Source organism: Okeania sp. SIO3B5 (assembly GCF_010692555.1).
Taxonomy (GTDB): domain Bacteria; phylum Cyanobacteriota; class Cyanobacteriia; order Cyanobacteriales; family Microcoleaceae; genus Okeania.
Map to the genome: position 1 here is coordinate 1 of NZ_JAAHHG010000051.1, position 20,313 is coordinate 20,313.

8 protein-coding genes are annotated in these 20,313 nt (G+C 35.7%); 4 read left to right on the top strand and 4 right to left on the bottom strand.

The features are described from left to right. Positions 1-415: 415 nt before the first annotated feature. Positions 416-574: a hypothetical protein gene (locus tag F6K54_RS09815; RefSeq protein ID WP_293076941.1), complete on the bottom strand. Its 159-nt coding sequence runs from the start codon at positions 572-574 to the stop codon at positions 416-418. Positions 575-855: 281 nt separating this feature from the next. Between F6K54_RS09815 and F6K54_RS09820 the strand changes: the two genes are divergently transcribed. The 4 genes from F6K54_RS09820 (at position 856) to F6K54_RS09835 (ending at position 7,477) form a co-directional block, all read left to right on the top strand. Further along, positions 856-2,277: a hypothetical protein gene (locus F6K54_RS09820; protein WP_293076943.1), complete on the top strand. Its 1,422-nt coding sequence runs from the start codon at positions 856-858 to the stop codon at positions 2,275-2,277. 387 nt (positions 2,278-2,664) lie between these two features. Beyond that, entirely contained in the window at positions 2,665-4,062 is a 1,398-nt protein-coding gene (locus F6K54_RS09825; protein WP_293076944.1) for a DUF1822 family protein, read from the top strand. 796 nt (positions 4,063-4,858) lie between these two features. After that, the gene (locus F6K54_RS09830) at positions 4,859-5,830 is read left to right on the top strand and encodes a tetratricopeptide repeat protein (protein WP_293076946.1); all 972 of its coding nucleotides are present in this window, start codon (positions 4,859-4,861) and stop codon (positions 5,828-5,830) included. A 711-nt stretch (positions 5,831-6,541) separates the two neighbouring features. After that, positions 6,542-7,477, top strand: a complete 936-nt coding sequence (locus F6K54_RS09835; protein WP_293076948.1) for a tetratricopeptide repeat protein — start codon at positions 6,542-6,544, stop codon at positions 7,475-7,477. Positions 7,478-8,189: 712 nt separating this feature from the next. On the opposite strand, the gene F6K54_RS09840 is transcribed toward F6K54_RS09835, so the two are convergent. From F6K54_RS09840 to F6K54_RS09850, 3 genes are all read right to left on the bottom strand, one after another. After that, a complete protein-coding gene (locus tag F6K54_RS09840) occupies positions 8,190-9,062 on the bottom strand; it encodes a PhzF family phenazine biosynthesis protein (RefSeq protein ID WP_293076950.1) in 873 nt (290 codons plus the stop codon). Between the two features lie 587 nt (positions 9,063-9,649). Continuing rightward, a complete protein-coding gene (locus F6K54_RS09845) occupies positions 9,650-10,645 on the bottom strand; it encodes a hypothetical protein (RefSeq protein ID WP_293076952.1) in 996 nt (331 codons plus the stop codon). A 13-nt stretch (positions 10,646-10,658) separates the two neighbouring features. Further along, positions 10,659-20,258, bottom strand: coding sequence for a hypothetical protein (locus tag F6K54_RS09850; protein WP_293076954.1), 9,600 nt, complete (start codon positions 20,256-20,258; stop codon positions 10,659-10,661). Positions 20,259-20,313: the final 55 nt, after the last annotated feature.

The window sequence follows — 20,313 nt, forward strand, 5'->3', positions numbered from 1 at the left end:
TGGTGCCTGGAGTTCTGACGTTGTCTCTTCCGATCTCCCCCACTCCCCCACTCCCCCACTCCCCCACTCCCAACAACTCTCATAAGTATTCAACCGGATTTCATATTACTTCTTCCCTCTATCAATATTGCATAACCTCTAGGAATATAGAAATATATTCCTATTGACGGGATAAATATCCTGATATTAGAGTAAACTTTTGACCAGGAAAAATGATTATACAATCAACAATAATCAGCATTGTGGATTGAATATCTTAGGGGTTAATTTGACATCTCCAGGGGTTGAAACACCCTGGATTCTGTGGTTAGTCCACCCCCATTTGGGATAAATCCACATTTGCTTAAAGCCTGTCAACAGACTCCTAAACTCCTCGGCATAGACGGAAATCTAGCTGTGAGTCTACTTTTTTTTGTTAGCTTTCACGAGTGGTTTTACTCGCACTGGTTGGAGCAATAAATCGCTGCTCTAGCTGCCTACTTGCTTTTCGGTGCCGAATGCTGCGCAAACAGCCGTCGTAGGAAGTTAATTCCCCGTCTCCTGTCCACCGGAATTTCACCGTACTAGCAGTCATGTCATGGCGACAAACCTTGTTCCTTATTCCGCTATTATACCAGACTTTTACTTCGGGTTAAAACCCGCGCGTCGTTATTCATCCAGCCGTTAAAACAGGCTGGCTAACTTCCTCCCGACGCTTTTTAGGTTTTATAGCAGTCAAAGCAAAGGTTAGGACAGATCGAGAGTTTAAAACTAAGACAACTTCATTAATTGATAATACTGTTCCTTCTTTCTTCTACTATAAGCTAATATATCTGAATAATTGTCCATTTTTATTTATCTGAAATCTAAAAGTGAATGGGTACTGCTTCTAAATACTGGGAACAGATTAAGATTAATAGTTCTGGGTCTCGTCAAATCCTGGAAATTACAGAGGCAAAACAATTTTTTACCTTAAAATTTCCAGAGTATGTAACAGATAGTGATATTTCGGACATTAATATTCAGCGTAAACTTTTAGCATGGGTGCAAGATAATTCAGATACTAATCTAGACAGAGATTCTTTATTAGCAGAACGTTGTCTTCTCTGTTTTATCTCTTGGCAAATTGACCGAGTTTGTCAACAATTAGCGGCTAATTTTGGTAAAAATTATGGCTTTACTAGCCAAAATTTATTTCCTTATGTTTTGACTGATGACGGCAGAATCTCTAGTCAAAAAAATAAAACTTCTTGTTGTTCTTTTGCCCAAGAAATTCTCCAAAGTTTTAACCCAAGCCAAAGCAATTTAGCTAGCTGGACAACTAGAAAAGTTAAACAGCATCCTGAGCTTAATAGTTTCTTGCTAGAATGTGGAGTCTATTTAATTAGTGATTGGGCAATTCTGAATGATACTCCTCCCAAACAACTAGAGAAAATTTTCTCAGTATTTTATAATTTTACTGCTTTTGAAACTCGGGAAAGTATAGATATTTTATCAAGTTATCATGCTATTTATCGGGCGCAACGTCGTCAAAAAAGTTTGTCAAGAGCAGGGAGAAAATGCTTACCACCAACTACAGAACAATTAGAACAAATTGCTCAATTAATTAAAACTAAAACTGGTACAAATATTTCTCCAAAGCAAATATTTACTAAGTTGCAAGACCTGGCTTCTCAAATACGAGAATATCGAATTTCCGTGAGAAGTGGTTCTCTACCGACCATACCATTAGATACTTCTAACCATAAATCTTTAGCGAATCAGATTTTTCCTGTTCAAGAAGAAGTTGATACTATGGATGAAGAGAATGAATTTTTGAGCAATTATAGAAAGCAATTTATTTTAAGTTTAGATGATGCTATAGCTAAAGTGACTGAGACTTGGATGGAATTATTAAAAAAAAGAAAAAAACCAAAATTGGAACAATTTATCCAAGCGTTACATCTATATTATTGTCAGGGAAAATCTATGACAGAAATTGCTCAAAATGTTGGTTTAAAAGCGCAATATCAAGTAACTCGCTTACTAAAATTAAAATCTTTTCGGGCTGATATTAGACAGGAATTATTAATTAGTTTGCGCGGTCGGATATTAGATATTGCTCAAGATTATGCAGACCCAAAACATCTAAAAACTATAGACCAAAAAATAGAAATTGCTCTAGATGAACAAATAAATAGAGTATTTCAAGAAGTAGAATCAGAAGGTTATAAGTCTCAATCTAGTCTTCAAGCAAATTTATTCGCTCAAAGAGTTTGTCAACATCTAGATCGATTGAGTGATTGTAATTTATCTTGAAGAAAGTAGAAGGCAGTGGGCAATAGGAAGTAGGCAGAATTGTTTATCAATTGCAAACTCCAAACAATTTTAAGCGCCCCCATTGACCTAAAAATTGAGTAGTTACGCCTCCTCTTTTAAGGAGATAAAAAAAAGGATATTCTGTCGTTCAATCGCAATGCTTTCCTGCGGAATGCTGCGCAAACAGCTAGTGCCGCTACGCGGAAGTTAAAAGTCAAAAGTCAAAAGTATTGATTGGTAAGGCTTTTAGGATTTTGTAACTGGTTAGTTATTTCTGCCATACTGCACTAGAGGTACTGATAACTGATAACTGATAACTGAAATGGCGGTGAGATATTCAACCCGTAAAAGAAAAGATAAAACTTAATTATTAAGGAAAACTTTAAAATGAAGAATGAACTAACTAATAAATTAGAATACTTGCTAGATTTTCAAGGCATTGCTACAGAATCTATTCATTTACCATTAGATAAAATTGAGCAAGCTATCAAAATTAGCAATCAAATCCCTAACGAATTGCGGCAATGGCAAACATATTTGAATGGGTTAGCTTTGTTCGGATTTGAACAATGGTTAGAAGAACGAGGCACAAATAATTTAACAGTTAATTTAGCTGATGCTTCTATTTTTAATCCAGCTATTTCTAACTCAATTCCAGCCGTTTGTCATCTTAATATTAATCAGTTTAAAGTTTGTCTAATTACTCAAGGTAGTTTTATAGATGAAGAAGTTAGTTTACCTAGAGCAGTAGTAGATTTACCAGAGTTTGCCCATCATTTATATATAGTGGTGGAAGTACAAGAAGAACTAGAAACAGTTGTGATTAATAGTTTTATTTCTTATGCAGATTTAATGCGCAATAAAACACAGCTTAATCTAATGCCAGATGAAGATTGGGATTATCAAATTCCCTGGAGTTGCTTTGATACAGAAATAGATAATTTATTACTTTATCTTAATTGTTTGGATGTAGCAGGAATTCCTTTGCCAGAGGTAGAAGCTAAGTCAAATAATTTAGCTGTAGATAAAGCTGAATTAACAAAATTATTACCTCAACTATCGGAACAAAGTTTATGGGAATTTTTTGACTGGGAACAGGGAAAAACTATCCTCACTAATTTGGAGTTATTAAATTGGATATATAATTGGCAATTGCAAGTAGAAATAGAGCAGGGGAATATGCCGAATAATTTAGTAGAAATTACAGAAAATTCAGAACAATCTTTAAGTAGTTTGAGTAAATATTTACCAGATTTACTTAGTCTTTTGACTGAACCTACAATTAATGTGGGGCGTTGGTTAAAGAATGAATTAGATGATTTTGCGAATGAATTGTCCTGGGTTTTATTACCAGAGTTATCGGTACTATCTCCCATGAGGGGAATATCTTCTCCTACAGAAGAAATTGCCGGAATTATCAGAGAGTTGCCCCAAAATGGTGTATATATTCCTCCTCATGCTAGGGTTGCTTATCACGATTTATTATTAGATGAAACTCCTTTAAGATTGTATGCTTTAACTTGGTCTTTAGTCTCAAATTCAATATTAGAATGGATGTTGCTATTAATATTAAGTACACCTACAGGGGAAGGTTTACCGGAAAAAATAAAATTACGAGTTAGTGATGCAACGGGAATTTTAGTTGAACAGAAATTAAGTTCTAATGAGGATGATTTTTATATATTTACTAATGTTGTAGGAAGTTGGAATGAGAAGTTTATTGCTACAGTTTATTTAACGCCAGAAAATCAGGAGACTTTTCCCCCTTTTGAATTTAATCCTTGAAGAAGTTCAAGAATTTAGAATTTAGAATTTAGAATTTAGAATTACTTCTTCTTATAAAGTTAAGAACATTGGATAAAAGGATTTTTTTCTTTTTTCTCCATGAATGGAGAGGCTTTATACCTGAATTTTTCGGTAAAATTGCTTATAACTTTTAACTTTTGACTTTTGACTTTTCTACAAACCCCAAACAATTTTAAGCACTGTTTAGACGGTGGGGTATTGAACCCGCTACAGAAAAGATAATTTTGATCGGTTTGGCATTATCCAATTTGGCAATAATAATGCTCAATTGACTTATAACTTTTAACTTATAATTTTTGACTTTTAACTTTTGACTTTTGACTTTTGACTTTTCTACAAACCCCAAACAATTTTAAGCGCCCCCATTGACCGAAAAATTGGGTAGTTACGTCTCCTCTTTTAAGAAGATAAAAAAAAGGATATTTCGTAGTTCAATCCCAATGCTTTACTACGGAATGCTGCGAAACAGCTAGAGGTACTGAAAACTGGGAACTGATAACTGATAACTGATAACTGATAACTGAAATGACTGTGGGGTATTGAACCCGCTACAGAAAAGATAATTTTGATCGGTTTGGCATTATCCAATTTGGCAATAATAATGCTCAATTGACTTATAACTTTTAACTTATAATTTTTAACTTATAATTTTTGACTTTTAACTTTTGACTTTTGACTTATAACTTTTGACTTTATTCTGCATAACCTGCCAAATTTGAGAAATAGATGTAGTTTACAACAGAAAAATTCTAGTATTCTTCTGGAGGAGCTACTTATGGTGTCCACTGCTATCCATTCCACAGAATTAAAACAACTATCTCAAGCAGGCGATCGCTTATTCGATCTGGGACAATTTGAAATTGCATTAAATACTTTTCAGGAAGCGTTAAAATTTGTTCCCACACTTGAGCAACAAATAAATATATTAAACCGCATTGGATTAGTTTATCGTCGTCTGGAAAAATATGATTTTGCTTTAAAATATCTCAATTTAGCCTTGCAACTTGCTCAAGAAATTGACGACCAAAATCAAGTTGTCATGATTTTGAATGATATTGGTGAAACTTATTGTTTGTCTATAGAATATACTCCTGCCTTAAGATACTATGCTCAAGCTTTAGAAACTGCCCAATATTTTTCTAATTTATTAGGCATTGGTATAGTTCTTAATAATTTAGGGGAAATATACAATTTATTAGGGTTATTTGAAAAAACTCTTAACTGTTGTCAAAAATCTCTAGAAATTTTCCAAAAATTTGAAAGAAAATCAGAATTAGATAAATTAGCTGGCCAAATTAATATTGCTACAGTTCTTTATAATATAGGAGAAGCTTACTTGTGGATGGGTCTATATAGTCAAGCAAAAGAAATTCTAGAACTTACTTTAGCTATTCGTCATAAAATTTGCAAAGTAACTTTGAATAGATTTAGTAAAACGCCAGATTCTTTAGATCGAGAGACTATCTACAATAATTACCCTAACAGTAAAAAATCATCTCAAACACACCAGCTACTTCAACAAGAAAAAACTTGCTTTAGTCAAAATATTATCTCCCAATATGAAGGGGACTTAGCTAATACTATGAATTTAATCGAGAAAGTTTATCGCCATATAGGTCAACTACGAAAAGCAGAGAAGTATCGTCAACAAAAACTTGAAATTTGGCAGAGTTATGGTGAAAAGTATGTAATCTACAATACCTATATTTTGCCCTTTTATTTAAGATTTCGTTGTCATTATGCGTGAAATTGAAGAAGGCAGAAAGTAGAAGGCAGAAGGCAGAAGGCAATATTGGTTCAAAGGGAGAAGGTTTTTTGATTGCGTGAGCGGAACGGAGTTCTATCGCGCTATTATCAGGACATGATATTATCACTCCAAACAATTTTAAGTACGCCCATTGACGGTGCAGGGTCTATTTATTGTCACGCTTAGAAAAAGGGAGTGGGGGAGTGGGGGAGTAGGGGAGTAGGGGAGTGGGGGAGTAGGGGAGTAGGGTTCAATTTATTGTGATTAGATAAAAATTGCTTTTAGTTTACGATCAAAGCTTTATTAATTGTCTTACTACAAAAGATTAGCTCTCTTGTCCTTGAAGTCTATATTAATATAAACACTGTCCTTAAGGAGAGAATCTTGTTACTGATATAGCAATGTGCGCTGGCATATTTACAAATTACAATAACTTTCCAATGGCTAAAAGTCTATATATTATCAGTTTTTTATTCCCCCAGATGAGCTGTTGCTTTCCGGAGCTGTTGCCTGCGCACAGCGCTATAGCTAATAGCTGAATGCTTACGATTGGTTGGCAATATTTTTAAGACAAATTTCATAAAATATAGCTTATAAGTGGTTGTTTTTTTCCAAAAAAATATAGTAGGATAACTACTTTATAATTAACCAGTGCATCGCTCAAAAAATGAACTTTAATCAGGAAGCAATATTATGACAGGGAGCAATACGATGAAATCTTATCCTAGCCATCAAAATGAATTAAAACATCTATCTCAAAAAGGCGATCGCTTTTATAGTATCGGTCAACTAGAAACTGCATTAAAAATATTTCAAGAAGCTTTAGAAATTGCTAGATTAATTAATGACAAAGAACAAAGGCTCGAACTTGTTTATCGGATTGGATTAGTTCACTATAAAATAGGAGAATATGCTAATGCTCTTAAATATATAGAACTAGCCTTAGAATTAGCAAAAAAAATAGATAATGAAGCAAAAGTTGCCACTTTATATAATAAAAAAGGAGAAATTCATCATCTTTTAAAAGAATATTCTACAGCTTTAAAGTGTTATTCACAAGCTCTAATAATATTCAGGGAAATAAAAGACGTAGTGGGTATGGGCAAAACAATTAATCACATTAGTACGATTTATAATTTAACTGAATTATCAGCTAAATCCCTAGAGTATTCTCGTAAATCTTTAAATATTTTCCAAAAGCTTGCTCAATCGGCAAAAAATGATAAATTGACAATCCAAATCAACGAATCAATCGCACTACATAACATGGGAGAAGCATATTTTCTCATAAGTAGACCTCGTCAAGCTAAAGCATTTTTAGAACTTGCTTTAGAGATTCGGCAAAGGCTATGGGAAGATTCTCTAGATCGGTTAGCACTAACAGTAAATAATCTTCCTAAAGTAGAAAAAAATCTTCATTCTCTCCATGTATATCCTCACAAAATGGCAACTTATGAACAGAAAGAAAAAGATGGATTTCGCAGAAGTATTTTTGCTGAATATGGTAAAAATTTAGTAAAAACTCTTGATTTGATCGAAAAAGTTTACCAAAATATAGGGCAAGACCAGCAAGCTAAGAATTATCATCAACAAGCGATAGAAATTCGTGAAAAAGTTAATAGCACTTCTTGGTTAATTAAAGCTTAAAAAACATTTTTATACTCTCTATTCCCCTGCTCCTCCACTCCCCAAAACATAAGTCAAAAGTCAAAAGTTAAGAAGTAAGAAATAAGAAGTAAGAAATAAGAAATAAGAAGAAAATTATAGTAGTCAATAGGAGTCAAGGATTAAGTCTCCTGCTGTAAATTTTGCTCCTCATTAACGAAGTCAGAACTCAGAAGTCAGAAGCGAGTGTGTAACTCTGAGGTCCCCTACTAAGTCAAAATTCAAAAGTCAAAATTCAAAAGTCAAAAGTAAGAAGTAAGAAGTAAGAAATAAGAAATAAGAAGAAAATTATAGTAGTCAATAGGAGTCAAGGATTAAGTCTCCTGCTGTAAATTTTGCTCCTCATTAACGAAGTCAGAACTCAGAAGTCAGAAGCGAGTGTGTAACTCTGAGGTCCCCTACTAAGTCAAAATTCAAAAGTCAAAATTCAAAAGTAAGAAGTAAGAAGTAAGAAATAAGAAATAAGAAATAAGAATAAAATTATAGTGGTCAATAGGAGTCAAGGATTAAGTCTCCTGCTGTAAATTTGGCGTTGCTGAGTGGTAATGATTTTTAGATTAAGTATCAACGTAAAACATAAGTTTTTCAATTTTATCTTTAGCTACTTATCATTACATTTCAGCAACACCTGATTTTCTTCTAAATTCTGTCTCCTGTCTCCTGTCTCCTGACTCCTTATTCCTTCTTCCTTAATTTAAACAACAAATTCTCCTTGAGCGACCATGATAACTTTACCACCAACTAATACCTCTATTCCTTCTACTTTTTTCTCTGCTTGTAACAATAATAAAGAAGGTCGATTAATTTCATATCCCTGTTCTACCCTAATATTAACTTTTGCCTCACCAAAATAATTATACTCGGCTAAATATCCTGCTAAACAACCATTAGCACTGCCCGTTGCCGGGTCTTCAGTAATTCCTAAATATGGTGCAAACATTCTTACACTTAAATTATTAATACTATTGTATGTTTCTGGGCAAAATATTAAAATCTCTGTCACTTTTGCTGTCTGAATAAACTGATAATATTTATCCAAATTTACTTTAGCCTTCTTCAATGCTTTGAGACTTTTCAAAGGCACAATAATAAAAGGCATTCCTGTCGAAACTTCCTGAATAGGAAACCTCATATCTATATCATCCACCTCTAAATTTAATACCTCTGCTAAAGATTCAATTTGATATTTTTCAGCAAAAGTAGGCACATTCTGACCCATCCATAAAACTTCATCTTTCCAACTCACATTAATTTGCCCTACACCCAGATTTAAAATCACTTTTTCCACCGAATTTTTAATGATTTCTCGTTGAATAATATAGGCAGTTCCTAATGTTGGGTGCCCCGCAAAAGGTAATTCTTTAGTAGGAGTAAATATCCGCACATCATAACCATCATTTCGTTGTGTTGAAGATAAAATAAAAGTAGTTTCTGAATAGTTCATCTCTCTGGCAATTTGCAACATTTCATTATCAGAAAGATTCTCAACTTCAGAACCTGTAAATACTGCCAGTTGATTACCAGCATATTTAGTTTCAGCAAATACATCTACAATGTAAAATTTCATAGTATTTTGTGACCTTTAGGTTTATATTCGATCTAATTTATCAGATTGTCAAAATTTGTAGCTATATAACACCTAGACCGCACAGATGAGTGGAATGTCTAAGTACCATTAGGTTAAAGTTTAGAAATCATTGCTCAATCATTAGAATTATCTTTAGATACTTTCAACAATGAATAATGAATAATGAATAATGAATAATGAATAATGAATAATTACCTCTTCTTTTCAAGGAGAGGATTGACTAATAATGAAAATTTTTCTTTATTATCCCCTTAAAAGGGGAGGCTTTAAACTACAATTTTTCGGTAAAAAAGATTGTAGAAGAACAACAGCAATAAAATTAAAATCATATTTACTTTAATACCAAATTCAAAAAAGGTAGTTACATCTTAATTTGTGATTTATTCCTAAAAGAAAAAATTATAAATTCCATAAATTCTAAAATTTCCACCTTTTTTCCTCTTTAATATTTATGTTTTTCTTTCTCTGTTCCCTGTTCCCTGTGTCCCCAGGCTTGGCAATATTTTATGAAATTGGTATAAGGGATTGAAAAAAACGAAGGTTTATGAAGAAATTTTTTCCTTTTCTCATATATTTATGAGTTGGGTTTTCGCTTTTTTGATATTTTCAAGCAGAGTTTTTCGCTCCTTAGGAAATTGCTCTTGAGTGCAAAAATCCAAAGCCGCATTAAAATAAGCGATCGCCTTCCTCAAATTCTCATCCCGCTCTCCCTGAACCCGTTTCAAATAAGTCAAACCTAGACAATTTTGAATAACCACCCAATTTCTAGGAGTTTCAGTCGGAGTCAGAATAGAAGCTACAATCTTGTGTCCAGTCAGAGCAATTTCCAAATTAGTCGCCCGCACCCCTCCATCAAATTTTCTAATTAAAGAACTAATAGCAGTAACTCTCTTAATAAATTCTTGCTTTTCTGCAGCTTCTACCTTGGGTAAAGTTTTATTAGACCAATTCTGTAAAACTTCAGGAAAGCGATCATTTAATTTATCCAAATTTTTCCTTAAAAAACTGTGTGCTACTTGTTGATCAGCTTTGCTGTCAAGAATTACCCCATCTAACTGAGACAGAAAGTCCTCCATTTCTTGAGCTGATGGAGGTGGAGTTGGTAATTTTTTAACGCTTTGAGTATTGTCTGGTTCCTTGGTTCCTAAATCCACATCTTTTATAGACACATTTTCTATTATTTGGGATTTCAGCTCCTCAAATTTTGTCTCATTCTCCTCTGTAAGCTGAGTAAAACGTTCTTCAAAATTTTGCAGTTTTTGATTAAGTAGATATGGTATGTCGTATAATTCCTTATTAAATTGTTTGACTGTTCCTAAATATTCATCAAGTTTTTCATTTTTTTCTAAATATTCATCAAGTTTTTCATTTTTTTCTAAATATTCATTACGAAGTTGTTCGACTTCTACTACAATTTTCTTTAATTCATTATGGGTTTTTGCTAAAGATTCAAATTCACTTTGAATATGCTCTAAATCTTTGAAAAGTTTATTGGCATCTTTAAAGCCAGTTATTAATTCTTCTAAATCTTTCTCTATCTTCTCGAATTGAGAGTTTGCCATAATTATTTACTCTTTAGTCCTCCATAATTTTTATTTCATTAATTCGCTTAAAACCATTTTTCAAGTTTATAATATTTTCTTCGAGTGAAGCATATTGTTCCGTCAAATCATCTAAGTTGTCAATTTTCTCCAAAATCCAGTCTCCCCAATTAATCTTACCTTGGTATTGTGGAAACTCACTTTGCGAATCAATTCCTCCTGAATCTTCAGAGTAATTATCTGTTTTATAATTTAGAGGTTCTAAGAGCATGATATCATATCCATTTTCCTCTATTAGTTTTAAAATTTCCTGTAGTTTATTTGTATGATAATTTTGCAGCTCTTTTATCCTAGACAAAGGATGCAAAGTGCGATCGAGAGCTATCAACTCCTTTGTAACTGGAACTATAGTATCTCTGTTCATTTCTAAAGGGTTAGATAACTCACCTAATGCAGCAGACAAACTGTTGGCAATAGGTAAAAGTTTTCGCTCGGAACGCATCTCAACAGCATTGCAAAATCGTCTAATCGCATCAGGGTTATTTTCTTCTAGAGAAACGTTAGAATATTTTTGAACTTTTAATTGCTGCAGACGTTGCCATAATCCATCTTTCCGTTCTAGATTATTGGGAATTCTCAACCATCCTTGATAGATAACCTCAATATGCAAACTACGCAACGCTCGTTGTCCTAAATTTTGCGTTAATGTGTAAGCTTCAAATTTTGTCTTTTCGTGCTTGTTCAGTAAAAGGATTGCCATAATAGCAAAAGCAGCATTAATTTCATGTTTATATCGGTTTTGATTATCCCAATCTTGTGCAGCTTTTAATTGACCTTCAAGATGGCTATTTGCTCCTTCCTTACCATGAGTTCCAAAAGCATCATTAAACCAAGAACAAAGCGATTTATCAATCTGACTATAATTCTCTTTTTTGTCATTACCAACAAGACTTAACTGGTTATTTTGTCGCCATCTTAGGTATTTGCGTATTGATTGTCGCTGTTTTCCAGGTAAGGGAAATTTCTCTGTCATCCAGGTTGGTAAGTCTAAATACTTTCGCTTATTGTCAACCGGAACAACTGTAATCAAATCCTGATCGCCTTGTATATGCAATGAAACTTCCACAGAAAGAGTCTCACCCAGTTGTAATTCTCGATAATCATCATAAATTTCACAGTCTAGGATGACCTCAGTTTTCAATGACTCCACTAAATACCGCCGCTTGTTCTCATCATTACTTACTACCTGCTGAATTACTTGCACTAATAGTTCCTGACCAATTGTTAGTTTTTTGGCTTCGGCGTAAACATCTGTGGCAGCAAGCACAGAAATAATATAAGCTTTATAATTTTTGCCCAACTGATGATCGCGAGTGATTAGCTTACGCCTAACTTTTATCTCCTTTGACTTAAATACATCGCGGAATTCTTCAACCGATAGCTCTGTCCAAGCAGCTTCCTGAATTGGCAACCAGTGTAATATTTTTGTCTCAATTGATTGACAAATTAACCCAACTTCCCCATCCTTTTGCAGGAGAATATCTAAGGATTTGACAAGTAGGTCTTGATTTTTAGAATCATCTCTGAATCCTACCGTAATGCCATTTACATTTTTCTCTTGACGTAGCCACAGAGAAACTCGAGCTTGTTTCAATTCTTTTGCTGCATCATTGTAAAGCGAGCGATCAACTCCAGGAACAATCTTTTGCATAGGGAGGGAGATTAACCCACCACCACATCGTAATATTGCTGTTTTGGCATCAGGTAATATATCTACAAAACTTGCGAGACTAATACGATTGGGTGCGATATGAGCAGCCTTTTCCTGATGTCGCATTGAGAATAGGAGATGCTTATTTTCAGTGTTAAATTCTTCAACCGTAACTGGTAAAGCACCACCAGCGGCACGAATTATATTTTTCACCACATCAATATCTTTCTCCTTTATACGTGGTTCTATTGTCTCAAAACCTACAACAACGAGCTGCTCCTGAGTATTTAATTCTAGAAACACAACATCATTTGGTTGAGGATTTTCCATAGAGGATGTAACAGCAACCCCCTCTATCTGATTATTTTCAGCAGTTAAAATTACCATTTTCCAGTTAGGATTTTCATCTGCAAAGGGGAGTTTGAGCTGAAATTCTCCTCTACCAAGGCTAATTTCTCCTGACTCTGTGTTGACAGTGTTAACTGGCAAGAAGCATTTGCTTGAACCAAGAGCATTACGAATACCAGGAATCCATTCTTTCAAGGCAATCCTGTCAATAGTCAGTGGATCGGTTGAGACAATTTCCAGTTCAACCAGATCGCCTGGTGCAAAACCCTCCCAGTGCATCAAGTCCGTCAGCGATCGCTCTTTGTTATTAGCCTCAGAACGCCAGACAATTAATTGGGTGGGTAGTTCAACCAATCGTCCTGGTGCTAACTCAATCCATAAACTATGCTCCCATTTGTTAACCCCTGCTATCGGATATAAATGAGACCGATTTTCATCCTTCAGTGCGTTAATTAGTTCTTCAACTGGGAACCCAAACTTACGAAACTTGTATTTGGTGTAGCGTAGTCTCAGTTCTTCGTCTATTAACTCAAAGAAAATCGGACCACTCCAAACAGTATGAGGGCGATTTCTCAGATTTTCAGGCTCAAATTTTTGAGTATCCTTATTCCAGGTAAAAGTTTGATCGTCGTGATAACGCCATGATTGTGAATCAGCTCGTTTGACAATTTGCTTGACTGATTCGTCTCCAAAAGATAGCAAATGCCAAGGAATGGGATTGTTTTGCTCTGTAGCTTCTGAATGTAAAGGTACATACTGCACTTTATGGCTATTGTCTATCTTGAGCAAGTGACCACAAGGAAACTCATCGGAAGGCGGTGCAATTCGGTAATTTTCCCTCCCATCTTTGCCTAAACTAATGATCTTGGGATGTTGTGTTGCTATCAAGTTAGTTATGGTTTCTAATTGCAGAGTGTTTTTACTTTTCCACTGGTTGTCTGTATATTCACCAAAACGAGCAACAATATCCGGTAGACCTCCAATTACGAAACGACCTTTGTGCTTCCATTCTTCTGGCTTAGTCCTTTGTATATCGTTTGTTGGCAATACTACCGCTGGTCGGATACTCTTTGAAACATATTGTGCATTGCCAAATGCTGCACGGGTAATAATAAACTTACCATTAGGTGCATTAGTAATGCGCACAAGGGTTCCTCGCGGCAAGTTCTTAAGTGGAGATTCAATTTGGTATGCTCTTAGGCGAATGAAGATTCCTGGTTTATATTCAATTTGAACCGTACCCTCATCTTCTGCAAAGACAATTACTGCTAACAATCCTGTTCGGCCACTGTTTGAGATTGCACCGCGCAGTGCAGAAGCTTTTCGAGCTGGAACTCTATCGTCTAATATTAGCAAATTTGAAGTAATTGTTTGACTATCTTTCCGAGTTAGTTGCAGCAACAGACGATCGTCTGAAAATTCCATTTCTCCTTTTTCTTCATAAACTTGTTTGAGGAGATTTTCCCTAATTGAGAAATTCCGTCGCAACAAAAGCAGTTCCTTCCCATCTTCACCAACATCTTCTTGATCTAATCCTTTTGGTGGCTTGAGAGTCAGCGCCATATCATTTTTACCTAGCTCAATAATTTTATCTCCTCTGAGAAATACCATCTCTCTATTATCCAAACACGAATTTGAAGACCCCTGAAATGAGAGTCTTACATGGTTAAAGTAAATTTCTCTACCATAGCTGTTTCTAAAGCGTTCTTCGTCTAAGCGCCCAAAAATTACAGGGTCTGATTCTCCATCATTAAGCCATCTTTGCCATCTATCAGAAAGTCTTTCCTGACTTTCATCACTGAGAGATGCTTTGAACCTCTCAAATTTTCGGAGTTGCGCAGTCGTATTTTCGTTAAATCCATCGATATAGTTAATTTCTAGGCTGTTGCTTTCAGGTTTAAGGTGGAGTAAGTGAACAATTTTATACAAGCTTCTTTGATTGTAAAGCTGTCGAGCTTCAGACCACTCAATATCAGTACTCTTAATGTTGAGAATGTGCTGCACTTGTTGCCTATCTACACTCTCTTCATCTTCCACTTCTTCGTAGTTTGCACTCTCTTCATTTGGTGCTTGTTTGAATGATATTACTTTGATTCGGTCTCCATGAAAGAGGGATAATTGTGCTTGGCTAAATGGACCATCATTAAATTCCAGTTGACTTTCAGGAATCAGTAAAGTTTCACCATATCCCATCTCAAATCGGTGATGAATCTCTCGATCATTTCTATCTGTAGAATCATCCACTGTTTCTGGACCGACATAGTAGAGATTAAGATTTTTATTTTTGAGCAAGACATTAGTACCCGGTCTCGCTGCTTCACAATAATCACGCCTAAATTCTTCAAGAGTAATAGGTGGAACTCGGTGACAGGAAGCCCAGACTTGCCAGTTTTTTACACGGAATAAATAAATCTTAGCCTGGTCTGAGTAATTACCTGTCATCACAAATTTACCCTCCTCCGACGCCAGTGGAACCCAAAGTGTCCAATTCTTTTCTGAAAAGTCTTCCGGAACTCTTATCTCATCCGGTCCACCTTTTGACAATAAAAATCCAAGTTCATCTTGATTTTCTACCAAGGTTGCTGCTAGGGTGCGTGGTTCTTGTAAATATTTTTCTAGTCTTTCTTTCCATAGCTTGGTATCGGTATTGGTCTTATACTCCTTAATGTTAATGTAACGACTTTTGCGTAAATAAAATCGCCTGCGCAGCACAAATTTTTCATCAGGACGTGATTCTGTAACTAACTCAATATCTTGCACAGTAACCTTTTCATTCCCCATCGCTTTTCTGCAGTCACCAATCAAAAGACGATCGCCGAACTTCAGAATTGCACGTTCGTAAAGAGCTTCATCCAAAGTGTTTCTGTAACCAGCAGTATTACTTGTATTGCTATTTTCCCAAAAGCTTTTTCCCTCAAACTTGAGAACTCCAGATTGGTCTTTTTTGCCAACTGCTAGATGAGAAATTTCTTCAGATATATCGGACAAGTAAACTAATTCACCAGGATGATATTCTTGCTCTGCTACTTCCAAATCCTCACCATTATGAGATAATTTCCCTAAGTAGTAAAGCTTGTCTGAGTTACTGCTCTTCAACTTTTTTAGTGACCAAAGCGCCCTAACTCGAATTTTTGGTTTCTCAATATAAAACTGCCACTTTCCTTGATTTTTGTATCCAACAATCTTGTAGCCTTTATTAAGCTTAATGTCAGACAGGTTATCAATTTCCAAATCTTGCTCTTTAATCTCACCTGGACTTACCTGCCACATAACTTGACACTGCGTCCCCTCTGTGCTTGATTGCGGTATTCTTGTGATTATTCCCAAGCATTGGTTATTTTGTCTCACCTCTTCAGGAGGAACAGCATTTTCTGGATCGTAGATTTCGGGAGGAGTAGAAATTTCCTGCCAATCGATCCACAATATTTCTGCTTCTCGCTTCTCACCAATGAAAACTTTTGTTCTATCTTCTTGAGGAAGCATTGTTATCGATTCAATTTGCACCAAAACCAACATATTTTCGGTTGTGAAACAGCTAACAAAGCCATCTTGCTCGCGTTCTATCGACCTTTTTGAATACTTTCTCAGAACTACGCGCTCTCCTGATTCTATATACTGTCTTCTCGGCAAATTAAGCCAACGATCGAGAAACCGTACCCAATCTTTTTTCTCAGGGGTGATTTCATAATATTCAGGAACTTCACCTTTAACAACAGCATTTTGCCATTGGAATTCTTGCCACTCGGAAACAATCAAATCCGCAGTTTTTTGATTTGAGGTTGGTCTTAGTCTTCCATCCCATTTCACTTTCACTTGGCGAGGGTACCCAGGAATTACCTTATTTTCATATTCATTAAGATCGCAGAACCAGTTGCCATTATCGTCTTTTTTAGCTTTTAACCGTTCATCAGATGGAGCAAACAGTTCGCGCCACTTAATATTCCGATCATCAAAAGGAAGGCTTAAATTAGGGTAAAATTTTTCAAGTTGATCGAGATTGATAGAATAAGTGACTAGCTTCAACCCAACTTGCTTTGCTTCAAAGTCTGGCTTTACTGCAATCAACAATCCTACTGCACCGTTTATACAATCTTGAAAGCGGTCAATCTCCTCAGCCAATTTCTTAGAATTATCACCTAAGAAATGATGCTGTTCAATCAGATAGTTTTCACCCCGATGACGAGAAAAGCGCCATGCTTTCTCACCAAATTTCTCTATTGTTTCCGGCTCGATTAAGGTTAAAACAGCAACACTACTGTGCTGCTTAGAATGGCATAATTTTGCAAGTAGATCGCTGAAATCAAGGTCAAGTGGAACCCATTTGTGCTGTTCATTCAGTTTAGCAAAGACATCAGGTTTTAATGAATGAGAGTGTTGACAAAAGTAACGAGAAATATCGGCATCCCATATACTTCGCTCCACTTCTACCTTTGTTTGCTGATTTAATTGGCGTTCCAAATACCAGGATGTTCTACGATCATCCCGCCAAATTTCACCAACGCCGATCTTCTCTATGTCTCCAGGTAGAGTTTTGTGAGTTAAGTCTTTAATCAAACGTAAATCCTGGTCAGAAACCTTCCACTTTAATTCATTCCCTTCCTGAAACTGTCGAATAGGAAGTTTAACAAAATCGCCTGGTTTGAGAGACAAATCTCGATCTGATGAGTGAGTTAGCGGGAACTCAAACCCACAATCAAAAGTATATTTCCATGAAGCACGATCGCCTGGTTCTTCTACCTTATCAATTACTAGAGCTTGAACATTCAAAGGCTCGTTGTCTTTTTGACTCAGATTACGAACTTCATGGGGAATTGTTTTAAATAAGTTTTTGATTTCTTTAGTATCAAATTCTTCATAAAAGACTTTTGCTCTCAACTTATTTGGATTGTAATTAATTGCCTTGATTACCCAATCTGTAGGTTTCTCATTAGACACAAGCAGCTTTTGCTTATCTCGGAGTTCCACATTTAAGGTTTTAGCTCTAATTCCCTTGGTTACTTTTCTTTCCAATGATTTTTCGCGCAAACTTGCTAAGTTCTCACCAAGATCGCTAAAATAATCTTTGTTTTCGTCAATACTGCTTAGATAAAGGAGTTTCGTCACCCATTCTTTTAAAAATTTAGCATTCTGTAAACTTTTATATGTTTCTCTTGGACTTTGAGCTTTTCTTGATTGACTCAAGTCGTCACTTTCATAATGTACTTCCTGCAACAACTCTGCTTCTTTTTCCAGACGCTTATAAATTATTGGTAATAATGCTTCTTGTAACTCCTCACGAGCAGCAGTTGTTGCTTTTTTTAATGTTGTGTCATCTTCTTCCGTGCCATATACTTTTTCCAGCATCTTTTTAAGGTCATAGACAGTCCCATACTCTAACAAAACCGACGCCACCACAACTTGTTCTTCAGCTCGGTTATCTAAAATGGAACTGTCTAAAAATTCTACTAAACGCAAGCGAGTAAAGCGATCGATATCTTTAGATTCTTCTGCATTATTCAGATAGCTTTTCAGATTTTTAAAGTATTTTTCTAGGTCTTCTTCTTTAATTTCAAAATTAGGCAGATGATTCGCGATCGCATCTAATAACTCTAATGTATAAACCAGTTTATTTGATACAAACAGCTTTGAAGAAATCTCACTTTTCCACTGAACTTTCTCATCTGTTTCCAATTGAATCCAGATAGATGGATCTAACTGCCGTTCAGTCAGAAGTAGCTTGCGTGGCCTAACTTCCCATACATCCTTCTTACTGTATTCAGTTCTCCAGTCCAATTTCTCATCTAGGGTTAGTGAGTATTTAGGAGATAAAAAACGGACAACTAAGGCTGCTCTTTGTCGTCCTCGAAATTTGTGTCTTTTATTATAAGCAGTGTGGTAATTGTAAACACTAATAATTCGCTCCAACCATCGTCCTGAACCTTGGGGACTGACAGCACTAGGATAGGCATCTAATATCCAAGAAACCATGACTTCTGGAAGCACTAAATTTAGAAACAGACTCTCCTCCCAAGAGGAGTGCTTTTCCTGAGATAATTGCGCCTTGTCGCAGATTTCGACAAACATTTGCGGATCGATTGAGTTCAACTTTCCAGTACCTACAAGTTGAATTTGTCGCCTGGCAAATTGAAATAACCCCATTAAAGGATCGGAAAGCAGAGGTGTGTCTCCTTCTTTATTTCTATTGCTGTTGGAGTTCTCTATTGTGGTAATTATATCGAACCCATGAGCTACAAATCTTGCTGCAAATTCAACCCGTTCCCAATTGTTCCGATCCTGTGCTAATTGTTGTAGTAAGCGAATAGCAACAAATACGCTGGCCATAGTGCGAATCTGTAAAGTTGGCTCATCCACACTTGGATACAATTCTCTATCAGAACCTCGTGCGATCCAGGGAGACAAGAAGAGCCATATATACTTATCGTTAAGATAAAAATTTTTTCTTTTGTTTATTGCTAAATCTATTTTTGCTGGTAATTTTAGCAGTTCTATAACGGACTTAAATTGGGCTTTTGCTTTTTGCAGGATATCTGCTTCAGAACAATTGATATTAAGAAATTCTGGCAACTTAGTTTGTGGATGCCAGAATTTCCTTAGCTCATCAGCGGTAGTTAAAGCATGAATCTGAGCTGCAAGTTCCCATAAAATAATCTGCCAGTAAAAAACTGGTAATCCCTGAGTTCTGTTTGGAGTCCTTTGAACACCGACAATACGAAATGAAGTATCTACAGCGTAGCTCTTTTTAATAGGTATTTCCTGGATTAAAGTACGCAGTTCAAACAGGTTTAGTGATTCTTGAATAATACGGTAGCACTGGGTAGAAGTTTGATTTTTTTGACTTGTATCTCTAAATAAAATGAGCGCATAGGTATGTAAGAGATCGGGTTCAGCGTGTGGTGCTAAAGATGCTTTTTGAGCAATCAAAACTCGTAGCTCTTCTGTATCTGTAGTTGATGTCAGTGAAGCAATTGAAGCAGCGAGTCGAAATGCTAAACGACCAAATTGATAATCTAGTGCTGCCTCCAGGAACACATTAATCCAAGATGTTTCGTCCTGGTTATTAATTTTACCAGCGAATTCATCAACTAATTTTTCGTTATTTTCTAGTCGATCTGCAATAATAGCTAGCACCAGAGTTTCTGGCAAAAACTCTTGGAGTTCAAGGTAGGGTGTAGGACTTAACCGACGTTCCTGTAAGTCCTGGTTTTCCTTAACAAAAATATTGACTACCTTGATAATTTTTGTCAAATTTTCAGTCTGATTAGATAAAGCTAATTCAATCAGTTGTCGAACTGAGTCTTCTACTTTTTCTGGGACACTCTCAATTAAATTCTCTAGGTAGCGCTTAATCCTACTTTTCAGTCCAGCAGGAAGGTTTTCTCGACGCAGTGACTTCAATACGACAGGCAAAGCATAGATTTGCATTCTGTCTTCTGTACGCTCTAGCTCATTATAAGCTAGGTAGAGTAACTGAGAATCACTTTCTGGATTTTCCAGAACATCCAAAATTGATAGAAAGGCTTCTGTGTCAGCAGGGTTGGCCCTAATACAGCAGCAAAAATACCATTCACTAAGCATAAATTATAAGTACCTGGACTTATATTAATTTAACATTTGGGGACAGAAATGGCAA